Below are 22,268 nucleotides of genomic sequence, written 5' to 3'. Positions count from 1 at the left end.
TAGTTAAGTGATTAATATTGATTCAATAATAAAAGAACTATTAAAACAAGTCCCTAGATAATTGAATTCTCTAGGGATTATATTTAGAAATTAGATTATAGGAAAAATGCCCTTAAAAAAATTATTATAAGAGTGTGGCGGTAAATAACTAAAGATTTGAAAAAGTCACACTATAGTATAGATACATTCTCTTTATCATAAATCAATTTTTCAGATATATTCATCATTTCGTCTTTATGTATATTTATTTTTTCAACTTGTTCTTCTATGGTTCTACCTACTCCATTCACAGTGGAAGCAGTTTGTTCTATTACATTTGTTAAATTTTCAATTGCTGTTGATATGTGCTCTGTTGTTTCTCTTTGAGCCTTTGATTTTGTAGAAACCTTACTAACGATATGATCAACTTTAATAATAGATTCAATAATTGATAATATATTAGATGAAGTTTCCTCAGCAGTTTTTACACCCTCATCTACTACCGTATTTGATTTTTGTACTGAATGTATAACATCATTTATTTCATCAAGTACTGATTTTACAACTTCAGATATTTCTACAGTTGCACTTTTTGATTGAACTGCTAGCTTACCTACTTCATCTGCAACCACTGCAAATCCTCTTCCAGATTCACCTGCTCTAGCTGCTTCAATTGAAGCATTTAATGCAAGTAAGTTAGTTTGTTCAGATATTTGATTAATCAAATCTAACATAGTTTCAATCTTTTTAATGGAATTATTTAGAGAATTTATTTTCTCTACTACTTCTTGTGAAGACACAGAAATACTTTGGACTTTAGTCACTATATTTGTAACTAGTTCAGTTCCTTCTTCAGCTTTTACTTTTACATTGGCGCTTAAATCTTTTGCTTCTTCAGCTATTTTTTCTACATCTTCTGATGACAAAGTAACTTCTTTTATACTAGAAAAAGATTCTACTGATGAAGCTGATGCATCTTGAATTATATCGTTTATTTCAAAAACACCATCTACTGTGGATTTCATTCTTTCATTAACTGCAACGAAAGAGTCAACTATTTTTCTCAAACTACTATCTAATATATCTTCTTTCTCTAAGCTTTTACCATAACCTACAGCTCCAATACATTCGCCTTTTTTGTTTCTTATTGGATATCCAACGGCTTTGAAAGCAGTACCATGAATTTCCTTTGGAACAATCGTTTTAATTATTGTATTTTTTTCAATAGCTTGCTGTAATGGTTCTCCATGTTTAAGAGATTGACCAACTTTAATGCGTAGTAAGTCTTTATCATCTGGAACATAGGAGATAATTTTTTCTCTATCAGAAATTGCAAGCATAACATCTTCTTGTAAAATTTCTTTTAGTTTTGATAACACTTCAGTATAAGATCCTAATATTTTTTTCTTGGACATAAACCCACCTCTGTAATTAGTTTGTGTATAAATATTGGTATAAAAATATGCCATAATACAGTATGTAATAACATATTATACCATGAAGTGACAAATTATGCTATTATATGTTATTTATACTATAAAACATCAATATTTTAATAGTTGATAAAATTGCCACGTATACTCGTGAATTCATTCATGAGTTAGTGGCAAGAATATATACATATATCAAAGAAACATCATGGATGTGTATATATTTAAAGTAAAAAAAGATGTGTAAGGGGTTAAAGGTTCTTAACACTAGATATGAAAGAGAGGTGAGTATTATGTCAAAGAAATCAACAACATCTAGTTATGTATTAACATTAGAATTAAAAACAGAAATTTGGCAAGAAGATGAGTTGGATAAACGTTTTGAGATAGGTAGAAAAATGTTTAATGCAATACTAAGTGAAGCGCTTAAAAGATATAATGTGATGATAGAGAGAAAAGATTATAAACAAGTAAGAAAGCAAATAAAAGAAATTAATAAAAAACATTTCAATTGTAAAAATGAAGATAACTTAAAAAAATTAGAAAAACAAAGCAAATATCTATATAAGCAATTAAATGAATTATACAAAAAATATTCTTTGACAGAATACTCACTTATAAACTACATACAACCTATGTACTCACATTTTAAAAGTATTGATAGTAAAGTAGCTCAAGCAATAGCAAGCAGAGCTTGGACTTCTATTAATAAATTGATTAAAGGTGAAGCTAATCGTGTTCATTTTAAGAAATATGGGTCATTGAATACTTTAGAAAATAAGTGGAATAAAAGTGGATTAAAATATAAAGATGACTTAATTCAATGGAATGGGTTGAAATTACCTGTAATTATAAAATCATGCGATAAATATGCTCAAATGGCAATTCAAGATAGAGTTAAGTATTGTAGAATTAAAAGAAAACGTATCAGAGGTAAATATAAATACTATGTTCAGCTCATACTTGAAGGGGTTCCACCTGTAAAGGAGAATAAAGAAATAGGAGAAGGAAATGTAGGCTTAGACATAGGCACTCAAACTATTGCAATATCTGCAAAATATGATGTTAAATTATTAGAATTAGCACCAGAAGTTAATAATATTGAGAAGGAAAAGAGAAGGCTATTAAGAAAGTTAGATAGACAAAGACGTGCTAATAATCCTAATAATTTCAAAGAAGATGGAACTATAAAAAAAGGTATCATTATAGATGGTAAAAGGCAAAAATTAAAATGGATTAAAAGTAATAGATATATGAAAACACTCTACGAGTTAAAGGATGTTCAGAGAAAACAAGCTGATATTAGAAAGCAATCTCATGAGAGGTTATGGAATTATATAATATCTTTAGGTGATAGAATACTAGTGGAAACAATGAACTATAAAGGATTGCAAGCTAGAGCTAAAAATACTACTGTCAATGAGAAAACTGGTAAGTTTAACAAAAAGAAAAGATTTGGTAAATCCTTAGCAAACAAGGCTCCGTCAATGTTATTGGATATAATAAATAGAAAACTACAGTATGAGAAGTTGAAATTATTTAAGATAAGTACTAAAAAAGTTAAAGCCAGTCAATTCAATCACATTGAAGATAAATATATTAAAAAACAATTAAATGAAAGATGGAATGATTTTGGAGATTTTAAGATACAGAGAGATTTGTATAGTAGTTTTATAATTCAAAATGTAATAGGTAAAAAATTAGATAAAATAGATAGGGAAAATATGATAAATGATTTCGAAAACTTTAGAGAATTGCATAATAGAGAAATTGAGAGATTGAAAAACATGAAGAAAGATAATTATAAATTAATAAGCAGTTTTGGTATTTAACGCATAAAAAAATATATCAAATTAGAATTAAATATACGTCTTGAATCGGGCGTTATGCTAATGTTAATTAATCCATTAGGATTATTGTTAGTGAAAGTTTTATCGAAACAAATAAGTTTTTATAATGTCGTAAATATATGAAGTTTTAAGTAATATATTGAGGGTATAAAAGAAGTTTGTGTAGATGAGAACCACGTCACTTTAGTGATGTGAGATTCAGTATGAAACTGGTGAAGTGAAAGAGGTTGTCAAGAATACATATGAAGAACTTAAATTAAGTAATCTTAAAATTACAAAAGAAGCAGTAGAAGAAATGGATACATTATTAGCTGAATATAACTATGTATTAAAATCTGATAATGAAGATCCAAGTCAAAAGGTTAATGATTTGAAATTTAAAATAACTGAGGAAGTTTTCACAAAAGTTGAAGAGTACTATTTCAAGAATTAAGATGATAAATTTAAATAATTAGTTGGTTAAGTTGTTAAATATTGACTAAATAATAAAAGATTTACTACTAAATTAAAGCCCTAGAGAATTGACTTCTCTAGGGCTTTTTAGTTAAGAAATATAATACAGTAATATATAATTTTTTGAAATGTGTTGACATTTTGGAAGATTAGAGTTATAAATAGTATGACATAAAAAATAAATGATACATCACATATAACTATAGATGAATAATAAAAGTGAAAATATGTAGCATAAATAATTAGTATTTAAAATATATACGGGATTTAAACATAATATATGAGGAGGCATTATCATGACTATTAAAATAGGTATAAATGGTTTTGGTAGAATAGGTAGAACATTTTTAAAAATAGCTGAGGAAAGATTAGATGACAGTGTAGAAATAGTAGCACTTAATGCTAGGGCAAAAAATGAAGCTTTAGCTCATTTATTTGAATTTGATTCATGCTTTGGAAGATTTAAAGGAAATGTTGATTTTGATGATGAAAACTTAATTATAAATGGTAAAAAAATAAAAATATTCCACGGGAATAGTCCAAGTGAAATACCATGGGCGGAGGCTGGAGTAGATTTAGTTGTTGAATCTACTGGTAAATTTAAAACAAAAGAAGAGTTAAGAGGACATATTAAAGGTGGAGCTAAGAAGGTTATTTTGACAGCGCCAGGTAAAGAAGAAGATATAACTATGGTAATGGGAGTTAATGAGGAAGAATATAATCCACAAGAGCATGAAATTATTTCAAATGCATCTTGTACAACTAATTGTATAGCACCTGTTATTAAAGTTATTGATGAAGTATTTGGTATAGAAAAAGGATTAATAACTACTGTTCATTCATATACAAATGATCAACAGATTTTGGACAAGACTCATACGGATTTAAGAAGAGCAAGAGCTGCGGGTGAATCAATAATTCCTACAACAACAGGAGCAGCTAAGGCAGTTGCAAAGGTTATACCAAATATGAAGGGTAAATTAAATGGCTTTGCTTTAAGGGTACCTACTCCGACTGTTTCAATAACAGATATTGTGTGTGAATTAAAGTGTAATGTTACTGAAGAAGAGATAAATGAAGCAATTGAAAAGGCAGCAGATACAAAGTTAAATGGAGTACTTGGCATTGAGAAAAAACCACTTGTATCAGTAGATTATAAAGGTGATAATAGATCATCAATAGTTGATGCACCATCAACTATGGTAATTGGAGATAACATGATAAAAATAGCAGCATGGTATGATAACGAATGGGGATATTCTGCAAGAGTTGTTGATATGGTAAACTATGTAGCGAAGAGCATTAATGCTTAATATAAATGGAAGTTAATTAGCATACTTTCTTAAAAAAATTAATCCCTAGAGAATTGATTTCTCTAGGGATTTTCATATTCATTAAGTTCTTACTTGAAGTGTCTATCTAATAATCCTTTGAAGGCAGCACCATGTCTAGCCTCATCTTTACACATTTCATGAACTGTATCATGAATAGCATCTAGGTTAAGTTTCTTAGCTAGAGTAGCTAGTTCTTTCTTACCTTTGTTAGCACCGTACTCAGCTTCAACTCTCATTGCAAGGTTTTTCTTAGTAGAATCAGTTACAACTTCACCAAGTAATTCAGCAAATTTAGCAGCATGCTCTGCTTCTTCAAATGCTATTCTTTTATATGCGGCAGCTACCTCAGGGTAACCCTCTCTATCAGCTTGTCTGCTCATTGCTAAGTACATACCAACTTCTGTACATTCACCAATGAAATTTTCTCTTAAACCTTTAACTACTTCCTCATCAACACCTTTAGCAATACCAACTTTATGCTCATCAACCCATTTCATGTTGTTCTCATCTAATAATTGAAACTTTTCAGCTCCTGCTGAGCATACTGGGCATTTATCTGGTGCATGCTCTCCCTCGTGTACATATCCACATACTAAACAAACGTGCTTTTTCATATTTTCCATAATAAAATCCTCCTAGTTAATTGTTTTTTTGACCTTTGACCAATTTATTTTTTTGTTTCTATTAAATTCAATTTATATTATTCTTTTCTTTTGTTAATATTTTGTTTTGTTTTATCTATCTTACAGTTATTATTATATAATAATTATTATTCGTTGGCAAGTGTTTTTCTAAAAGTTTTTAAAAAAATTTTATAAAGATTTTATAAAGATTTGTTTCTCTTCGGTTTTAGGAAAATGATATGGGGGGAGAGTACAAGCTAGGGACGGTTCATAAGTATTGTTAAAGTATGATGAGTGGCGTTTGGACAATCAAGGAACGGTTCATGAAAAAGTGTGATTTCAGGATGGAGATTGGAGAATGGACAAGCCAAGGATGATTGATAAAAATTAGAATTATCAGGGGATGTGAGGATAGGACAAATGGGGGACGGTTCATTAAAAGTTTTATTGGTGAGAGGATGTATGCGGATGGGACAAGCTGGGGGGATTTTTAAAATTAGTATGGTGAATAAGGGAAAATATTGAGTGGACAGACTATGCAGGGGATGTATCTAAATAGAAAAGGAATATAAGTTTTTAATAATTAACAAATGTGATAAAATATGTATAAAAAGATTTGGAAGGTTGAGTGAAAAAGATAAATTAGAAAACTCTTAATAGATAAAGGATGTGTAAAATGCCCAATAAAATTTTAATTGTTGAAGATGAGTGTAATATGAGAGAAATAATATCAAGTTATATGAGTAAAAATGGATTTACTATTTTAGAAGCATCAGATGGACTTGAAGCAATGGTAATATTAAAGACTCAATCTATAGATCTAATAATATTGGATATTATGATACCTTATTTAGATGGATTTGCTATATGTAAATATGTAAGAGAAGATAAAATGACTCCAATCATAATGCTTACTGCTAAAAATTCAGAATCTGATAAATTAAAAGGATATGAATTGGGAGCAGATGATTATATGACAAAACCAATAAGTATAAAAGTACTGGTTGCAAAAGTAAAAGCACTTCTGAGAAGAGCTAGTAATATTTCATGTGATGATATACTTCAAGAGGGAAATATTTGCATGAACCAATCAGCTCAAACTATAAGTATATTTGGTGAAGAAATAGATTTTACTTATAAAGAATATGCACTATTACAATTGTTAATGAAAAATCAGGGAAAGGTTTTTTCTAGAGAGGAGCTTTTGTTAAACATATGGGGGTATGATTATGATGGAAACACTAGAACTGTGGATACACACATTAAGAGAATTCGAGCTAAATTAGGTGAGGAAGCGCGTCATATAATTACACTTATTAAATCAGGTTATAAGTTTGAGGTGAAAAATGAACAATATAAAAAAAATAAAGTCTAGATATTTTTATGGTATATCAGTTAAAGTATTTTTGCTTACAAAGATAGCTATATGTATTTTCTTGCTTCTTAGTTTATATCCTCAATTAACTACAATGAATATTAGTGGAAATAAGATTAATGTTATCTCTATAGTTGCAATAATTTCTATTTTATTCTTTTCGTATTATTATAACAAAATACTAGCAAAACCCTTAATAGAAATAAATGAAGCTGTATCTAAGATTGTACAATTAGATTTTTCAGTAAAATGTAATATTTCATCTAATGATGAACTTGGGGAATTATCTAATAATCTAAATTTGGTATCTAGTAAACTAAATAGAACAATAATGAGTTTAGAAACAGAAATTGAAGAAAAGAAAGAATTGTTAAAGATACACAGAGATCTTACTGACAATTTAGCGCATGAAATCAAGACGCCATTAGGAACTGTAAAAGCATATGCTGAGGCAATAGAAGATGATATAACTCCAGAAAAACAATCTGAGTACATTAATACTATTATAGAAGAAACGGATAAATTAAATAATCTTATAGTAGAACTTTTGGATTTATCCTCCATTGAAACAAGGGCAGTAGAAGTGAATTATCAAAGTTTTGATATCATAAGGCTTATTGAAGAAATTGCAGGTAGGATTTTAATAGATTCTGCAAATAAGGACTTTAATGTTGAATGTGACTTTGAAAAGGAACCTATTTTTATAACTGGAGATAGAGAAAAATTAGCAAAGGCAATTTCAAATTTAATATTAAATGCTTATAAATATGTGACTGATAATGGTTTGATAAAATTAAGTGTTAAACAAGAAAAAAATAAGGTGAAGGTTAGTATTTTTAATACAAGTGAACCTATTCCAGAAGATAAGATACAATATATTTGGCAACGATTTTATAGACTTGATTCATCTAGAAATAAAAAAACTGGTGGTAATGGAATTGGACTAGCCACGGCATCAGAGATTTTTAAATTACATGATTTTATATATGGGGTAAAAAATGAAGGAAGTGGAGTAGTTTTTTATTTTGAAATATACGGCAAGTTCAAATAAATAACAAGTCAGTACACTCGTCTATTTGGCAAACTACTTCATCCTTGGAACCCGCTGAGAGCACCACTATCAACGGAACCCAACTCTTCGTATTTTGCCAAATATACTTCGCATCTTTGACTTGTTATTTATTTTCACCTGCCTAATATTTCACATCCATGACACATGAGAGACATCTTGATGATTAATTATTTTGATAATATTAGGTTAATCAAAATAATAGGAGGTTATCAAGATGTTTTTAGGTATGGAATTGTATTGGTGGATGATAATTATTGTGGTGGTAATTGTAACATTACCATTAAAAATGAAATTTTTAAGGAAACTAAATAATAAGAAAAAAAACATAAATGGTGATGAAAATGATTAGGGTGAACAATCTATCATTTGGATATTATAAGAATAAAAAAATATTAAAAGATATTAATTTTCATGTGAAGGAAGGAGAAATATTTGGTTTCTTAGGTCCAAATGGTTCTGGAAAATCTACAACTCAAAAACTCTTGATGGGGGTTCTAAGTGGTAATCAGGGAGATATTCTAATAAATTACGAGGATATCAAGAATAAAACAAGATTGTTCTACGAGGATATAGGTGTTCTTTTTGAAATACCATATCTCTATAATACTCTTAGTGCAGTTGATAATCTTAAGTATTTCTCTAGCTTTTATAAGAAAAGCAATATTAGAGATATAGAAGAACTTCTAGATTGTGTGGAATTAAAAACTGAATACAGAAAAAAACAAGTTAAGCATTATTCAAAAGGAATGAAGCAACGAACCAGTGTAGCGCGTAGTTTAATAAACAATCCTAGAATTCTCTTTTTAGATGAACCAATTAGTGGACTTGATCCTGCGGGAGCGATATTAATAAAAAACATTATCAAAAAGGAAAAGGAAAAGGGGACTACTATATTTTTGACCACTCACAATATGTTTGTGGCTGATGAACTTTGTGATAGAGTGGCATTTATAAGTGATGGATATGTAGAAACTATTGACACTCCTAGAAATTTAAAATCTACTTATGGTGATTCAGGAGAGAGTACATTAGAAGATGTATTTGTAAAACTCACAGGGAGGAGGCTCTCAGATGGGTAAACAATTACTTGCAATCATTAAGAATGATTTAAAGATAATTTTTAAAAGTAAAATGATCTTTGTTATGATAGGTTCTTTGATTGTATACAGCTTTTATATTGGTTTTATCTATTCTAAAGTAGATATTGAACCTTATTCTATTTATGTTTATGATGAGAATTCTGTGGATGTTTTCACACAAAATAATATTTTTTCTGTAGCAAGTGAAGACGAATTATATAAAAAGCTTGATTCAGATAAAGAGGGGATTGGCATTTTAGATATAGGAAGTGAATCAAAAATTATTTTAAAGGACTCAGGTGATGCAAAGGTAAATAACATGAAAAAACTTTATGCCAATAATCTTTTAGAAGGGAATAATACAGATGTTAATGTAGAGGTACTAAAACAAGAAAATTTAGAAATAAAAAGACGGCTAGAAATGACTAGCGTTGTAGTATTCTTTGAAATTACTGCCATAAGCTTTCTTTCAATTGCTGCAATTTTTTTTAAGGAAAAAGAGATGGGAGTTTTAAATGTATATAGTATTATGCCTATACACAAGATATTGCTCATTCTTTCGAAGATATTAGTTTTTACAAGTATTGAAATAATCTTTGCGACAATCTTGTCCATTATCAATATTGACTATGGTGTTTTTTCAAAAGTATTTGGGGATGTAATTATTCAAATTCTTCTGTTAGCACCCATTATGGTGACACTAGGATATATATTTTCTCTTATTTATAAGAATTTTAAGCAATTTATATTTGCATATATAATTATAGTTATTCTATTTACTTCTCCAGTATTTTTGTTTGTAAGTTCTCCAATTAATTGGTCGGGAATTAAATTCTTTCCAACGTATTATTTATTTAATAATTTATATAATGCCTTCTTTAATAATCTAATATTTAATCCTTATTACTATATTTGTTGGGGAATTATTTTGGGAATGTTATTTGTTATTAATGTTAAGCTAATTAACAGAGAAATGATAAGGGAGGGAGTATAATGATTAGTTCTTTATATATACAATCTAAATTTGTATTAAGGGATAAAATAATTATTATTTCAATACTTCTTCCTATTTTCTTAGGAATATTCATAAGGGTATATACCCCAGATATGATGACCGTGGGGAATCAAATTGCAGTAATTAAAGATGATTTGTCAGATGAAACAATAAAAAAGTTAAGAGAGATTGCAATTGTTACTGAATTCTCTGATTTAAATGAAGTTAAAGAAAGAGTGTTAGTTACAAAAGATGAAATCATAGGAGTTGTATTAGAGCATAGTGCAGGAGATTATAAGTATGTACTTGAAGGTAATGAGACAACTAGGGCTCTGAAAGATTTAGATGTGATTGATAATTATTTAAGGGGAAATAATACTGTAAATAAATTAAGTACTGAAATTTTACCTAACTCAGATAATGAAATGAAGTATTTTCTCATGACATTAACAATGATAATTGCTTTATACATGGGGAGTACTTTGATTGCCTTTAACATAATTGAAGAGAACGAATGTGGTATAAATAATATCAATAAAATTCTGCCAGTATCGACTAAACAATATATTATTTATAAGATTATAGTTGGGCTAATAGGTACAATTTTAATAACATCAGTAACTGGAGTTATTCTTATAGGAAAAGCTTATTTTCAATATTTATTTCTTTTTTCTTTAATTTCGGCATGTTGTTCTTCATGTCTAGGATTGTATTTAGGGTTATTTTCAAAAGATTTAATTTCGGGGATAATTTATATTAAAGTTATTTTACTTGTATTTATATTTGTTCCGGTTATTGGGTTCATTATGCCTAATGAATTTACGGTGTTTAAGAAGTTATTTTACCTAATTCCTACCTATTCAATGTTTGAAGGATTTTGGAGTATAATAAAATTTGGTGATGTAACAAGTATGATTAAAAATATGGCTATAGTATTGGCGCATACTGTTATAGGATATGTTGCATATTATTATATTTCGAAATCATTAGAATAATAATTGATTTTATTTCTGGAATTGTTTATCATTAGAATGTAAGTAATAAAATATGTAATTGGTGTAAAAAAATACAAAAAGAACTATAACAAAAGTTAATAGTTCTTTTTGTAATGTAAATATTGTAGAAATACTGTATGAGCTACAACTACTACATAATATATATTCAAGGAGGTTTTATGGAATCAGATTGGAGAAATATAAAATATTTATATAGTGGCTCAAGAAAACAAAAATCTGCTTATGATGTTCTTATAAAAACTAATATTTTTGAAATACTAAAAGGGTATGACCCAATATTAATTGGAACAATTCCCATAGAAATTGATATTGAAAAAAGTGATTTAGATATAGCATGTGAAGTTTATGATTTTGATAAATTTGAGCAATTGGTACAAAACTCATTTGGGAATTATAATGATTTTTCTATTAATAGAATGATTTATTATGATAAAGAAGTTTTTGTGGCGAATTTTTTTGTTGATGAATTTGAAATCGAACTATATGCAGAAGCATTGTCTGTGGAAAAACAAAATGGGTATAGACATATGATTATTGAAAATAGAATTTTAAACTTTGGTGGAAGTAAAGTGAAGGATATAATTATAAAATATAAAAATAATGGATTGAAGACAGAACCTGCATTTGCAAAATATTTGAATTTAAGTGGAAATCCATATGATGAATTATTAAAATTTGAAAGTGTGGGTGATGAAGATATAGAGAAGTTATTGAAGGTAAAAAATTAATATACAATACATATAATGCTAATTATTAAGAAAATTACAACATGTTAAACAGTGAAAATAGTATAATAATAGCTAAGGTGAATTTATAGTGAGGGCTGGAAGTATATTGTATTGTAATTATGGTACAAGCTCTCAGTAAAGAAAATGTGAAATCAAAATATAAATCTAGTTAATATTAATAGTTAGCAAGGATATATACATAGGGAGTGGGAAAATGGAGAATAAAAATAAGGAAATCAAACTTAAGAAACTACCAATTGAGAGATATAGTGAATTTCTTAGAATATTAGACAAGGCTTATGGTATGAAGGAAGATAAATGGTTTATGAAGAATCTGCCACATATTTATCCAAGTGAGGATATGGTTAATATGGGGGAAAGTAATGATTTGGGTGATGTAAGTAGTGCGAGTGGCGTGAAGTGCGGACAAGCCCAAAAGATGGCTCAATGGAATTATATAAATGAGGAAGATGGAGAGATAACAAGTGGATTAGGAATCTTCCCACAGAAACTCAGAGCAAAATGTGCAGGGCAAGATATAGTACTTGACTTAGGTGGAATAGGATCTGTATTTGCAGTTGAGGAATATAGAGGCAAGGGTGGAATGTCATCATCTCTAAATGATGCAATAGAGATAATGAAAGAAGACAAATATCATTTATCATGGTTATCTGGAGATAGATACAGGTATAGAAATTATGGATGGGACTATGCTGGGAGCTATTTTAAGTTAACTGTTTATATGAGAGATATTGAGCGATATTTCCCTGATATAAAAGAATGTAATCCTTTGACTCCAACAGTTGAACATATTCCATCACTGAAGAAGATGTATTCAAAGTTCGAAAGTGGAATTGTCAGGGATGATGAGATGTGGAAAACTCATCTTTCAAGGAAGAACTTAAAGTGGTCATACCTAGAGGAAAATGGTAAGGAAGCGTATTTTGTTCAGTATGGAAAGAATACAGATTTTATTCCAGAGATTCAAGGAGATGTAGATTGTGCAGTTAAGTTGCTTATGAATCATATGAAGAAAGAAAATTTAGAGAAGGTGACCATATTAGCACCATATGGAGATAGTCCTATAAATAAGCTATTAAAGTATATATCAGGAGATATTATAATCAATAATTGTGGATCAATAAAGATCACGGATTATGATGGTGTATGGGAAATGATGAAAGAAAAACTTGTAGTCAACATTGAAGGAATTGAATGTGAGGAAATTAAGGATAAATTGAAGTACATGGATAAAAAAACAGATAAAAATATTAGGAATGCATTTATTAGAAAAATATTTGGATTTTGGTATGATGATATTGAATTGACTGAGGAGTTAAAACAGTTAGCAGATAGATTAAAGGTTAATTGGTGGATGTCTACTTTAGATATGGTATAAACAGTAAGATAAACCGGGGACGGTTCATAAATTTCCTGGGAAAAGTCGATAGGACAAGTATTACGGAAGGTTTATGAACCGTCCCCCGCTTGTTTTCTAAATAGGTATCATTTGATTATAATCAAATGATACCTATTTTTTGTTGTTAAAAGATTATAAAATAGAAGTAATGACTATAAACTTGAGATGGGAGTGAGCGGAATGAAGCACGTAATCATACGAACTAATAGTTTAATTTCGGTTGGAGGTTTTATAAAATAAGAAATCATGGAGTGAAGTATATATGATGAAATTGAAATATTTAATTAATAATGATAAGTTAGCAGAATTAATACTGAAGTTATGGATAGATGGGAATGAAGTAATAAATACAGAGGATGAAGGTTGGAATCGTTTTAAAAATGGTGAGAATGTTACTAGCTTCTATAGAGCTTCATCAAATTCTATATATATTGTAAAAAAAGATGGAGAAATAATGTTTTTAAGATATGCTCCTATTGAGGAAAAACAATATGGGCAAGTTGTTGATGAGATAGAATTTGTGCAATATCTAAGAAATAAAGGATATGAAGCAGTAGAATCTATACCTTCAAAATCAAACAAGAGAGTTGAAATTATCGAAACAGAGTATGGAACATTTATAGCATCTCTTTTTAAAGGAGCAAAAGGTGGAAGCCTAGAGGACGCAGAATTAAATGAAAGTATAATGTATGAACATGGAAAGAATCTAGGAAAATTGCACAACTTGAGTACAGAGTGTGAAAAGAAGAATAGGTCTAGTTTTTTGGATGTATTCGAAAAAATGAAAATATATTTAAAGACAATTGATGATAAATTAGCGCTTAAGGAGTTGGAGTTATTGAAAGAGTTTTTTGTGACTCTTCCAATAGAAGATTCAAACTTTGGATTGATACACTACGATTTTGAGTTAGATAATATTATTTATAATGTTGAAAATAATACTATGACTGTGATTGATTTTGATGATTCTATGTATCATTGGTTTGTGATGGATATTGTTCAAGCACTAGAGAGTATAGCAGAAGAAGTAGAAGCACAGGATAAAGAGTCTTTTGAACAGGCGTTCTTAGAGGGATATAAAAGTGAGAAAGAAATAGATGAAGAAATATTTAAACATAGGGATATATTTAAAAGGTTCGGGAATCTATATGGATATATGCGTACGGTAAGATCATGTGAAGAGGTTGTTGAGAATGAGCCAGAGTGGATGCCTGGGTTAAGAGTGCGGTTAGAGAAGTGTATAAGAGAAGATAGTGTTGAATTTGGAAAGGCTTTATAGAGAATAGGGGAAAGTTTATGTTATACAAGTTTGAGAGGGGTAATAATGTTGAATAGATGAAGAGTGATGATTGGACAAGCGTGCCAATTGGGGACGGTTCATTAAAACTGTGATTTAAATATAAAGAGTGGAGAATGGACAAACAAGGGACGGTTCATAGATTTTTTAGAAGAGGGAATTGGGACAAGTATTTATAAGTTTGAATGAACCGTCCCTATTAAACAAATGATATTGGGGGAAATGAGAATGATTAATAGAATAAAAATAAGTAATATGGAATTAGCAGATGTTAATGAGGCAAAGGATATATGGCATAATCAATATAACCGTTATTGTGATAAGAGTTCTTTTCCATCATTTTGGAAGAATGATACAAAATCAGTTGAAAGATTTTTAAATTGGAAAATTAAAAATAATAATGCTATTGTTGCAAAATTAGATAATAGAGTAGTAGGTTTTTTAACATATGATGTGTTTCCTTTCAATGGAGAAGATTCAGCATTTTGTCCTGCGATAGGACATGCTGCTATTGAAGAATATAAAGAAAGTGTGTATTTAGCATTGTATAAGACTATTTCACAAGAATGGGTTAATAATAATATCTTTAATCACATGTGGACTATATTTTTTAATGATGTAAAGTTGAAAAATATCTTATTTGATTTAGGTTATGGCTCATATTTAATAGATGCATTTAATGATGTAAATATTCATTCAAATGAAAAATCTGTATGCGAAGTCAGAAAAGCTACTGCTGAAAATATAGATATTTTATATGAGTTAGTAGAAGAATCAAATAAATATTATGCTTCAGCGCCATTGTTTTTGAATAGGGAAGAGTATAGCAAGGAAGAAATTTTAGAATTTATATCAAGGGATAATGTATTTATTGCATGGGATAAAGAAGTTCCAGTAGGTTTTATTAATCTAAGTATTGCCGATGATAATGATGTGATTAATATGACTGTAAAAAAATGTGGTTTGATTGATGAAATAGGTGTATACATAAAATCAGAATATAGGAATAAAAAAATTGGAATTGATTTATTAAAAACAGCAAATGATTATTGCCGTGAACATGATATTCCATACATTCATGTTGACTTTGAAAGTGCAAATTTATATGCAAATAAATTCTGGGAAAAATATTTTGATCCTATACTATTATCTATGAGAAGACCAATTAATAGAGATATAAATGATGTATAAATATACAAGAGTACAATTGAACAAGCAAGGGACGGTTCATAGATTTAGAAGAGGTCAATTGGACAAGCGTTGTATAAGTTTTAATGAACCGTCCCCAATTGAAATAAATGCGTCGAAAGTACTAGAGAAAAGGAGAGAAAAACAATGGAATGTAAGATAAAAAATGTATCTATAAACTATGAAATCATAGGTGAGGGAAAACCAATTGTTATGCTGCATGGTTATTATTTAGAACACAGAATGATGGCTGGATGTATGGAACCTGTATTTAGTGATAAAGATGGTTATAAAAGAATATATCTTGACTTGCCAGGTATGGGGAAATCAGAGGGGGCAGAATGGATTAAGAGTTCTGATGATATGCTTGATATTTTAATTAGTTTTATTGATAAAATCATACCCAATGAAAATTTTCTACTTGCAGGTCAATCATATGGTGGATATCTGGCAAGAGGAATAATTCACAAAATGGCTGATAGGATAGATGGTATGTTATTAATTTGTCCACTTATAATACCAGATCATAAAAAACGAAGGGTTGAAGAGAATGTTGTTTTATTAAAAGATGATAAGTTATTATCAAAACTACCAGAAGAGGATGCTGAAGATCTTAATTATGCCTTTGTGGTTCAAAGTAAAAGAATCTATGAAAGATGGAAAAATGAACTAATGCCTGGGTTTGATATGGCAGATGGCGATTTTTTACAAAGGATTCAACAAAATGGTTATGGGTTTTCATTTGATGTAGATAAGGCAGATAAAAAAGTTGATAAACCTGTTCTTATATTGTTAGGAAAACAAGACATTTGTGTTGGGTATAAGGATGCGTGGAATATATTGGAGAATTTTCCGAGAGCGACTTTCTCTATATTGGATAGAGCAGGACATCAGTTACATATAGAACAGGAAAAATTATTTAATTCATTAATTAATGACTGGCTTGTGAGAGTTAAAGAGGCATAGGACTAGATAAATAGGGTATTAATTTAAGATTTTATTGTATAGGGTATGTTTAGCAAAAGTATAATACATTATAAATGAAATTAGGGGGAAAATAGATGGCTATAAATAGAGAATTTTATGGAGAAAAAAATTTAAAAGCTATAGAGGGGTTGGAGAATCAGTTAATTAAATTGAGAGTGGTTGTTCAAACTAGTGAAGAATTTCTAACACAAGAAAAGAATTCAGAAGGGTTCCAATATGGAATAAATGAGTATTTTAGTACAGTAGGACAATTCTTAATCAAGTTAATAGAAAAACAAGAAACTCTAAATGATGATCATTTTACAAAGCTTTCATTTGAAGAGCTTAAAAGAGAAAATTTAGAATTATACAGTGACATTAATTCAGAGAATTATGAAAAGAGTTTTGCTAATCCTAGATATGCGGTTAATAAGTTAGGAAAAGATGCTGGGCAGCCATTATCTTATATATATATAAATATAATTGAATGTGTTCCTTATATATTTAGAGGAAGAGTCATAGATCTAGCTAGTTTAGCTGGATTATTTATAGAAATATACGAAGCCGTTGCTTGTAGAAAAGATGATATAGAAAAAAATATTAGAATTATGGTTTGTGAGTTTATAAGTAGCGAAGAGGAAATCTTCAAAGGGGATTATTTATATTGGAAAGAAGCTCTGAACCATGAATTTACACAGTATACCGATTTATTCAAAAATGATGATTTGAATGACTTGAGATACCTTTTCAAGTATGGAAAGTATATCAGTGAAGATGAAATGAAGATTGCTGAGTTTTTAAATAAATATCCTAAAGAGAAAATTAATAAGTTAGCAAAATCCATAGTGGATGCCTACTTGAGAGGATTTATTGTAGAAAATAAGGATAGAGGGGATAGAGATAGTGTACCTGTTCTTTATTCAATTGGACAAGAAGTGATTTTGAGAGCTATGATTGAGGAATTGAATAAAGTTGGATTATCTTTTACAATTCAGAGAGTATTATCTAGTGATATAAATAAACAATATTCATATGATCATAAGTTTGATAGAGGATTATTCTTCACAAAAGAGTATGGAGAATTATTTATTCAAAAATATAAAGAGGGATTTGAATTAAATAAGAAGTATTTTGATAGAGCTACTGGTCCAATAATTATTGAAGCTTTTGGTGAAAAGCCATTCAATCCTGAGAAGAAGGAGCAAAGCATAAAAATATCCTCTGAACAAGAAGGATATATCAATATTATGGAATCAAAAACTAACCAAATAATTGATGAGTTTTACCCAGATGAGAATACATCATTCTGTATAATTGCATTTCCAACTCCAGAGATTGGAGAGAGATTTGAAGAAATATTTGAGGATACTCTTGAGATGAATATGATGGAGAATGAGAAATATGAGATTATTCAGCAACATATTATAGATGTTCTTGATAAAGGTGATTATATTCATATCAAAGGGAAAGATGGCAATGAAACTGATATTAAAGTTAAGCTTCCTAAGTTAAATGATAGTGATAAGGAAACTAACTTCTTTAATTGCGTAGCAGATGTAAACATCCCTTTAGGAGAAGTGTTCACAACTCCGCAGTTAAAAGGAACAGAAGGAGTTCTTCATCTTAGGGAAACTTTCTTAGATCTTAAATATGAAAATCTTAAACTTCAATTCAAAGATGGATATGTAGATTCATATGGTTGTACAAACTTTGATGATGAAGAAAAGAATAAACAATATGTTAAAGAGAATCTTTTGGAACTACATGATAAATTGCCATTAGGTGAGTTTGCAATTGGAACTAATACAGTTGCATATATGATGGCTAAAAAATATGACATTATAGATGTACTACCTGTTCTTATAATTGAGAAAATGGGTCCTCACTTTGCAATAGGAGATACTTGTTATAGCAGGGCAGAAGATCTTAAGGTTTATAATTTGATTAATAAGAAGGAGATAGTGGCAAAGGATAACGAACATTCAATAAAGAGAAAAGAAAATGTTGATGAAGCATATACAAATGTTCATACAGATATCACATTACCATATGAGGAGATTGATTTCATATCTGTTGTCACATTTGATGGAGAGAAAATAGATATAATCAGAGATGGAAAATTTGTAGTAGAAGGAACTGAGGAATTAAACGAAGTATTTGAGGCCTAAAAGGACAAACTAGGGACGGTTCATAAGAAGTTAAGATTAGCAGATAGTACAAGCTAATTACAACTTTTAATGAACCGTCCCTTGAAAAATTATAACAATATATTATTAATTACTTTTCATTGATGCTAATTCTGTAGCTTTATTATTAATATTATTTGTACGATGAGCTATTTCACTATAACTTTCATTGACTTCTTCAATTAAGGCAGATATTTCGCTAAGTTCGTTATGATTTAGTTCATTGATATTTTTAAGGTTATCTATGATTATATTGATATCTGATCCACTTTGACTCAATTGACCCATTACCATACTGCTGTCTTCAATATTGTTAATTATCTTATTCTGTAAGTTAAACATATTATCAAACCCAGATACACTTTCTTTTATAAACTTAATATTATCATGAACTATATTAGTGTTTTTATTTATAGACGATTCAACTTCAGTTATATCATATGTAATATTTGTTAGTATATCGCCTATTCTCTGAGTAGCTTCCTCTGATTGTGTTGAAAGTTTTTTTATTTCCTCTGCAACGACGGCGAATCCTTTTCCAGCTTCTCCAGATCTGGCTGCTTCTATAGATGCATTTAATGCTAAAAGGTTAGTCTTCTTAGAAATATTTTCGATAAAATCTACAGTTTCTTTTATTTCTTTACTGCTATATATTAAGGTTTTAACAGCTTCAGATGACTTTTCAGCAAATTCTTTTGTTTTCTCAATTTCTTCAGTTATTTCTACAAGTTTATTTTTATTTTCATTTGAATATGTAGATACATCAATACTTTCCTCAATAATCTCTCCCATTTTACCTTGTACTTCTATAATATATTTTCCGATTTTATCCACAGCTTTCTCTGTATTATTAATGTGATTCACAAAGTTATTGGATTTACTAACAATATTCTGAATAGAAACACTTATATCTTCAATAGATGTATTTGCAGTATTCATATTATTATTGAGTATATCAACATCATCACTTAATAACTTTGATGAATCTAATGTTTTTTTTAGAACATTATTAATTTCCAATCTCATTTTTTCACTTTCTGTTATTGCTTTATTGTTCATTTTAGATGTAAAAATAGTTATTTCGCCTATTAGAATTAATTGAAAAATTATAAATACTGAATTTTGAAAAGCATCATTGTAATTCTGTAAGCTTAAAGAGTATGGTGTGAGAGATACCAATAAAAACATTGACAAAATTATCAATGGAACTGTAGTTAAGACTACCTTTTTTGCAAATTTGTAGTCGTTATAAAGTCCAGCTAAGGATATAGGTAAAATCCAAATTAATACTGTTGATATACCACTAGTCAGAAATATAATAAAACAACATAATTGCAAAAAAAATGAAGATATATTCTTGAATATAAATTTATTTTTTAAACGTTTATATATTAATATTGGTGCTAGGAGAATAATAAGTTGCGAATAAAAAAGTATTCTCATTAAATTCACTTGTATCCCTTTATCTCTTATAAAAAGAAACACAATATCTGCTGCTAATAAAACAAATGCTAATTTTAAAATTTTTACTATAAATTGATTAATTTCAAGCTGATTCTTCTTAAAAACGTCAATTCTTTCCATAATTAATCACTCCTCATTAGTATTAATATTATTATCGTAATTATTTTAAATATTTTTACGCATTTCATAGAATATTTTCTAATTGGTAAATAATAAGTAATTAAAGGAAGTATATGAGGTAAGAAAGAATAGGGACGGTTCATAAGTTTTAAGAAACGATAGACTGGACAAGCAAAATTAAGTAGGGGACGGTTCATAAGAAGTTAAGATTAGCAGATAGTACAAGCTAATCCACAACTTTTGATGAACCGTCCCCTTATATGTAATGGTTGTTCAATAAACTCCCGATGATTACATATGAATCACAATTTATATGATTTTCTAACAAAGCTATAGGAGTATCAATTTATTAGACAATTTCTGTAACTTTATTTTAACTTATAAAATCTATGTAGAATATATACTGTTATTGTATATATTTTACTTGTAGATTAACATTACCCAGTGGGTTATGAAAAAAAGGTTGATTCACATACATTAAGTATTTAAAATGGACAAGGATAACGAGCAGGGGACGGTTCATAAAAATACGGGTGATGGAATAAGTAGGATTTGTTCCGATTAACATAAGAAATGAAAAAAAAACTATATGTTTTGATATGACTTGTCCAAAGAACAGAGTATAAATATTTATGAACCGTCCCTTAACTTGGTATATAAATAAGCTACACACTTTAGAATAGAGAGTAAAATGGAGAGTGATTAGAATTAAAAATAAAAATATTATATGTGTTGGTGAATTGTTGATAGATTTTATTTGTTCAGATAGAAAGGTTGATTTATCAGAAGGAATTAATTTTATAAAGAAGGCTGGGGGAGCGCCTGCGAATGTTACAGCTGCAATTTCAAAGTTAGGTGGAGAAGCTGCGTTTATTGGAAAGGTTGGTGCTGATCCTTTTGGGGTATTCTTAAAGGAAACATTAGATAAAGAGGGTGTCAATACTGACATGCTTATTATGGATAAAGAGAAAAATACAACATTAGCTTTTGTATCCTTAAAAGATGATGGGGAAAGAGATTTTGTATTCAACAGAGGGGCTGATGAGTTCCTGCAATATGATGAGATTGATTTGGATAAGATAAAAGAAGCTAAAATTCTACACTTTGGATCGGCAACTGCTCTTCTAGGTGGCGATAGTAAAGAAACTTACTTAAAGGTTATGGATATAGCTTATGATAGGGATATTTTCTTTTCCTTTGATCCTAATTACAGAGTGGATTTATGGAAAGGAAGACTATCGGAGTTTATTGAAGTTTCAAGAAAGTGCATAAAGCGAGCTGACTTTATTAAAGTTAGCCATGAGGAATTGGAGATTATTAGTGAGAAAGAAAATCTTGAACAGGGTGTAGAAGAATTCCACAGGCTAGGTGCAGGGATAGTATGTGTTACTTTAGGGAAGGATGGAACATTCATTTCAAATGGTATTGAGAGTGGAATAGTTAAGAGTATAAAGATAAAATCAATAGATTCAACAGGGGCAGGAGATGCTTTTGTGGGAGCGTATCTATATCAATTAAGCAATATCAGTGATTGCAAAAAAGTTAGGGAGGATTTCGATAAACTAGTTGAAATAACAACTTTTGCAAACAAGGTGGGAGCTATAGTGTGTACTAAACTTGGGGCAATTTCAGCACTACCTACACTTGAAGAAGTATTATAGTAAGGGGAGGAGTTATACATATACATAGCGATA

The 22,268-nt window shown here is 29.2% G+C and carries 20 protein-coding genes; 17 read left to right on the top strand and 3 right to left on the bottom strand.

Features of this window, described 5'->3' with window-relative positions; genetic code table 11:
* Positions 1 to 170: 170 nt before the first annotated feature.
* Complete coding sequence (locus tag KDK92_RS06435; protein WP_250858370.1) at positions 171 to 1,394, bottom strand: methyl-accepting chemotaxis protein; 1,224 nt, start codon at positions 1,392 to 1,394, stop codon at positions 171 to 173.
* 308 nt (positions 1,395 to 1,702) lie between these two features.
* Between KDK92_RS06435 and KDK92_RS06430 the strand changes: the two genes are divergently transcribed.
* From KDK92_RS06430 to gap, 3 genes are all read left to right on the top strand, one after another.
* Positions 1,703 to 3,241: a transposase gene (locus KDK92_RS06430; RefSeq protein ID WP_250858369.1), complete on the top strand. Its 1,539-nt coding sequence runs from the start codon at positions 1,703 to 1,705 to the stop codon at positions 3,239 to 3,241.
* Positions 3,242 to 3,476: 235 nt separating this feature from the next.
* On the top strand, positions 3,477 to 3,692 hold the full coding sequence (locus tag KDK92_RS06425; protein ID WP_250858368.1) for a hypothetical protein: 216 nt from the start codon (positions 3,477 to 3,479) through the stop codon (positions 3,690 to 3,692).
* Positions 3,693 to 4,008: 316 nt separating this feature from the next.
* Positions 4,009 to 5,025, top strand: a complete 1,017-nt coding sequence (gene gap, locus KDK92_RS06420) for a type I glyceraldehyde-3-phosphate dehydrogenase (protein ID WP_250858367.1) — start codon at positions 4,009 to 4,011, stop codon at positions 5,023 to 5,025.
* Between the two features lie 89 nt (positions 5,026 to 5,114).
* On the opposite strand, the gene KDK92_RS06415 is transcribed toward gap, so the two are convergent.
* Positions 5,115 to 5,660 (bottom strand): NADH peroxidase, encoded by a 546-nt coding sequence (locus KDK92_RS06415; RefSeq protein WP_250858628.1) that lies wholly within the window; start codon positions 5,658 to 5,660, stop codon positions 5,115 to 5,117.
* A gap of 685 nt (positions 5,661 to 6,345) precedes the next feature.
* On the opposite strand from KDK92_RS06415, the gene KDK92_RS06410 reads away from it, so the two are divergent.
* The 13 genes from KDK92_RS06410 (at position 6,346) to KDK92_RS06355 (ending at position 18,972) form a co-directional block, all read left to right on the top strand.
* A complete protein-coding gene (locus tag KDK92_RS06410) occupies positions 6,346 to 7,044 on the top strand; it encodes a response regulator transcription factor (protein ID WP_250858366.1) in 699 nt (232 codons plus the stop codon).
* Complete coding sequence (locus KDK92_RS06405) at positions 7,016 to 8,095, top strand: HAMP domain-containing sensor histidine kinase (protein WP_250858365.1); 1,080 nt, start codon at positions 7,016 to 7,018, stop codon at positions 8,093 to 8,095. The genes KDK92_RS06410 and KDK92_RS06405 overlap by 29 nt, the downstream gene beginning before the upstream one ends.
* Before the next feature lie 235 nt (positions 8,096 to 8,330).
* Positions 8,331 to 8,465 (top strand): hypothetical protein, encoded by a 135-nt coding sequence (locus tag KDK92_RS24490; RefSeq protein WP_276575875.1) that lies wholly within the window; start codon positions 8,331 to 8,333, stop codon positions 8,463 to 8,465.
* Complete coding sequence (locus tag KDK92_RS06400) at positions 8,458 to 9,195, top strand: ABC transporter ATP-binding protein (RefSeq protein WP_250858364.1); 738 nt, start codon at positions 8,458 to 8,460, stop codon at positions 9,193 to 9,195. The genes KDK92_RS24490 and KDK92_RS06400 overlap by 8 nt, the downstream gene beginning before the upstream one ends.
* Entirely contained in the window at positions 9,188 to 10,189 is a 1,002-nt protein-coding gene (locus KDK92_RS06395) for an ABC transporter permease (RefSeq protein WP_250858363.1), read from the top strand. Before KDK92_RS06400 ends, KDK92_RS06395 begins: the two co-directional genes overlap by 8 nt.
* A complete protein-coding gene (locus KDK92_RS06390) occupies positions 10,189 to 11,184 on the top strand; it encodes an ABC transporter permease (protein WP_250858362.1) in 996 nt (331 codons plus the stop codon). The genes KDK92_RS06395 and KDK92_RS06390 overlap by 1 nt, the downstream gene beginning before the upstream one ends.
* 179 nt (positions 11,185 to 11,363) lie before the next feature.
* A complete protein-coding gene (locus KDK92_RS06385) occupies positions 11,364 to 11,933 on the top strand; it encodes a DUF4269 domain-containing protein (RefSeq protein ID WP_250858361.1) in 570 nt (189 codons plus the stop codon).
* Between the two features lie 214 nt (positions 11,934 to 12,147).
* Positions 12,148 to 13,332 (top strand): GNAT family N-acetyltransferase, encoded by a 1,185-nt coding sequence (locus KDK92_RS06380; RefSeq protein ID WP_250858360.1) that lies wholly within the window; start codon positions 12,148 to 12,150, stop codon positions 13,330 to 13,332.
* Between the two features lie 283 nt (positions 13,333 to 13,615).
* On the top strand, positions 13,616 to 14,632 hold the full coding sequence (locus KDK92_RS06375; RefSeq protein ID WP_250858359.1) for a phosphotransferase enzyme family protein: 1,017 nt from the start codon (positions 13,616 to 13,618) through the stop codon (positions 14,630 to 14,632).
* Between the two features lie 246 nt (positions 14,633 to 14,878).
* A complete protein-coding gene (locus KDK92_RS06370; protein ID WP_250858358.1) occupies positions 14,879 to 15,841 on the top strand; it encodes a GNAT family N-acetyltransferase in 963 nt (320 codons plus the stop codon).
* On the top strand, positions 15,831 to 16,001 hold the full coding sequence (locus KDK92_RS06365) for a hypothetical protein (protein ID WP_250858357.1): 171 nt from the start codon (positions 15,831 to 15,833) through the stop codon (positions 15,999 to 16,001). The genes KDK92_RS06370 and KDK92_RS06365 overlap by 11 nt, the downstream gene beginning before the upstream one ends.
* Positions 15,986 to 16,804, top strand: a complete 819-nt coding sequence (locus KDK92_RS06360) for an alpha/beta fold hydrolase (RefSeq protein ID WP_250858356.1) — start codon at positions 15,986 to 15,988, stop codon at positions 16,802 to 16,804. The genes KDK92_RS06365 and KDK92_RS06360 overlap by 16 nt, the downstream gene beginning before the upstream one ends.
* A 95-nt stretch (positions 16,805 to 16,899) precedes the next feature.
* Positions 16,900 to 18,972, top strand: coding sequence for an aminopeptidase (locus KDK92_RS06355; RefSeq protein ID WP_250858355.1), 2,073 nt, complete (start codon positions 16,900 to 16,902; stop codon positions 18,970 to 18,972).
* 105 nt (positions 18,973 to 19,077) lie between these two features.
* Here the strand turns inward: KDK92_RS06355 and KDK92_RS06350 are convergent, their stop codons facing one another.
* On the bottom strand, positions 19,078 to 20,574 hold the full coding sequence (locus KDK92_RS06350; protein WP_250858354.1) for a methyl-accepting chemotaxis protein: 1,497 nt from the start codon (positions 20,572 to 20,574) through the stop codon (positions 19,078 to 19,080).
* A gap of 698 nt (positions 20,575 to 21,272) precedes the next feature.
* Here KDK92_RS06350 and KDK92_RS06345 point away from each other — a divergent pair.
* Positions 21,273 to 22,235, top strand: a complete 963-nt coding sequence (locus KDK92_RS06345) for a carbohydrate kinase family protein (RefSeq protein WP_338115236.1) — start codon at positions 21,273 to 21,275, stop codon at positions 22,233 to 22,235.
* The last annotated feature ends 33 nt before the right edge of the window (positions 22,236 to 22,268 follow it).

The organism is Oceanirhabdus seepicola (genome assembly GCF_023684385.1).
Classification (GTDB): Bacteria; Bacillota; Clostridia; order Clostridiales; family Clostridiaceae; genus Oceanirhabdus; species Oceanirhabdus seepicola.
This window is presented reverse-complemented; position numbering and strand designations above follow the sequence as displayed.

What these genes read in the sequence shown, in the direction of transcription:
- KDK92_RS06435 (WP_250858370.1), bottom strand. Translation starts at nt 1,394, where the DNA reads ATGTCCAAGAAAAAAATATTAGGATCTTATACTGAAGTGTTATCAAAA.
- KDK92_RS06430 (WP_250858369.1), top strand. Translation starts at nt 1,703, where the DNA reads ATGTCAAAGAAATCAACAACATCTAGTTATGTATTAACATTAGAATTA.
- gap (WP_250858367.1), top strand. Translation starts at nt 4,009, where the DNA reads ATGACTATTAAAATAGGTATAAATGGTTTTGGTAGAATAGGTAGAACA.
- KDK92_RS06415 (WP_250858628.1), bottom strand. Translation starts at nt 5,660, where the DNA reads ATGAAAAAGCACGTTTGTTTAGTATGTGGATATGTACACGAGGGAGAG.
- KDK92_RS06410 (WP_250858366.1), top strand. Translation starts at nt 6,346, where the DNA reads ATGCCCAATAAAATTTTAATTGTTGAAGATGAGTGTAATATGAGAGAA.
- KDK92_RS06405 (WP_250858365.1), top strand. Translation starts at nt 7,016, where the DNA reads ATGAACAATATAAAAAAAATAAAGTCTAGATATTTTTATGGTATATCA.
- KDK92_RS24490 (WP_276575875.1), top strand. Translation starts at nt 8,331, where the DNA reads ATGTTTTTAGGTATGGAATTGTATTGGTGGATGATAATTATTGTGGTG.
- KDK92_RS06400 (WP_250858364.1), top strand. Translation starts at nt 8,458, where the DNA reads ATGATTAGGGTGAACAATCTATCATTTGGATATTATAAGAATAAAAAA.
- KDK92_RS06395 (WP_250858363.1), top strand. Translation starts at nt 9,188, where the DNA reads ATGGGTAAACAATTACTTGCAATCATTAAGAATGATTTAAAGATAATT.
- KDK92_RS06390 (WP_250858362.1), top strand. Translation starts at nt 10,189, where the DNA reads ATGATTAGTTCTTTATATATACAATCTAAATTTGTATTAAGGGATAAA.
- KDK92_RS06385 (WP_250858361.1), top strand. Translation starts at nt 11,364, where the DNA reads ATGGAATCAGATTGGAGAAATATAAAATATTTATATAGTGGCTCAAGA.
- KDK92_RS06380 (WP_250858360.1), top strand. Translation starts at nt 12,148, where the DNA reads ATGGAGAATAAAAATAAGGAAATCAAACTTAAGAAACTACCAATTGAG.
- KDK92_RS06375 (WP_250858359.1), top strand. Translation starts at nt 13,616, where the DNA reads ATGATGAAATTGAAATATTTAATTAATAATGATAAGTTAGCAGAATTA.
- KDK92_RS06370 (WP_250858358.1), top strand. Translation starts at nt 14,879, where the DNA reads ATGATTAATAGAATAAAAATAAGTAATATGGAATTAGCAGATGTTAAT.
- KDK92_RS06365 (WP_250858357.1), top strand. Translation starts at nt 15,831, where the DNA reads ATGATGTATAAATATACAAGAGTACAATTGAACAAGCAAGGGACGGTT.
- KDK92_RS06360 (WP_250858356.1), top strand. Translation starts at nt 15,986, where the DNA reads ATGGAATGTAAGATAAAAAATGTATCTATAAACTATGAAATCATAGGT.
- KDK92_RS06355 (WP_250858355.1), top strand. Translation starts at nt 16,900, where the DNA reads ATGGCTATAAATAGAGAATTTTATGGAGAAAAAAATTTAAAAGCTATA.
- KDK92_RS06350 (WP_250858354.1), bottom strand. Translation starts at nt 20,574, where the DNA reads ATGGAAAGAATTGACGTTTTTAAGAAGAATCAGCTTGAAATTAATCAA.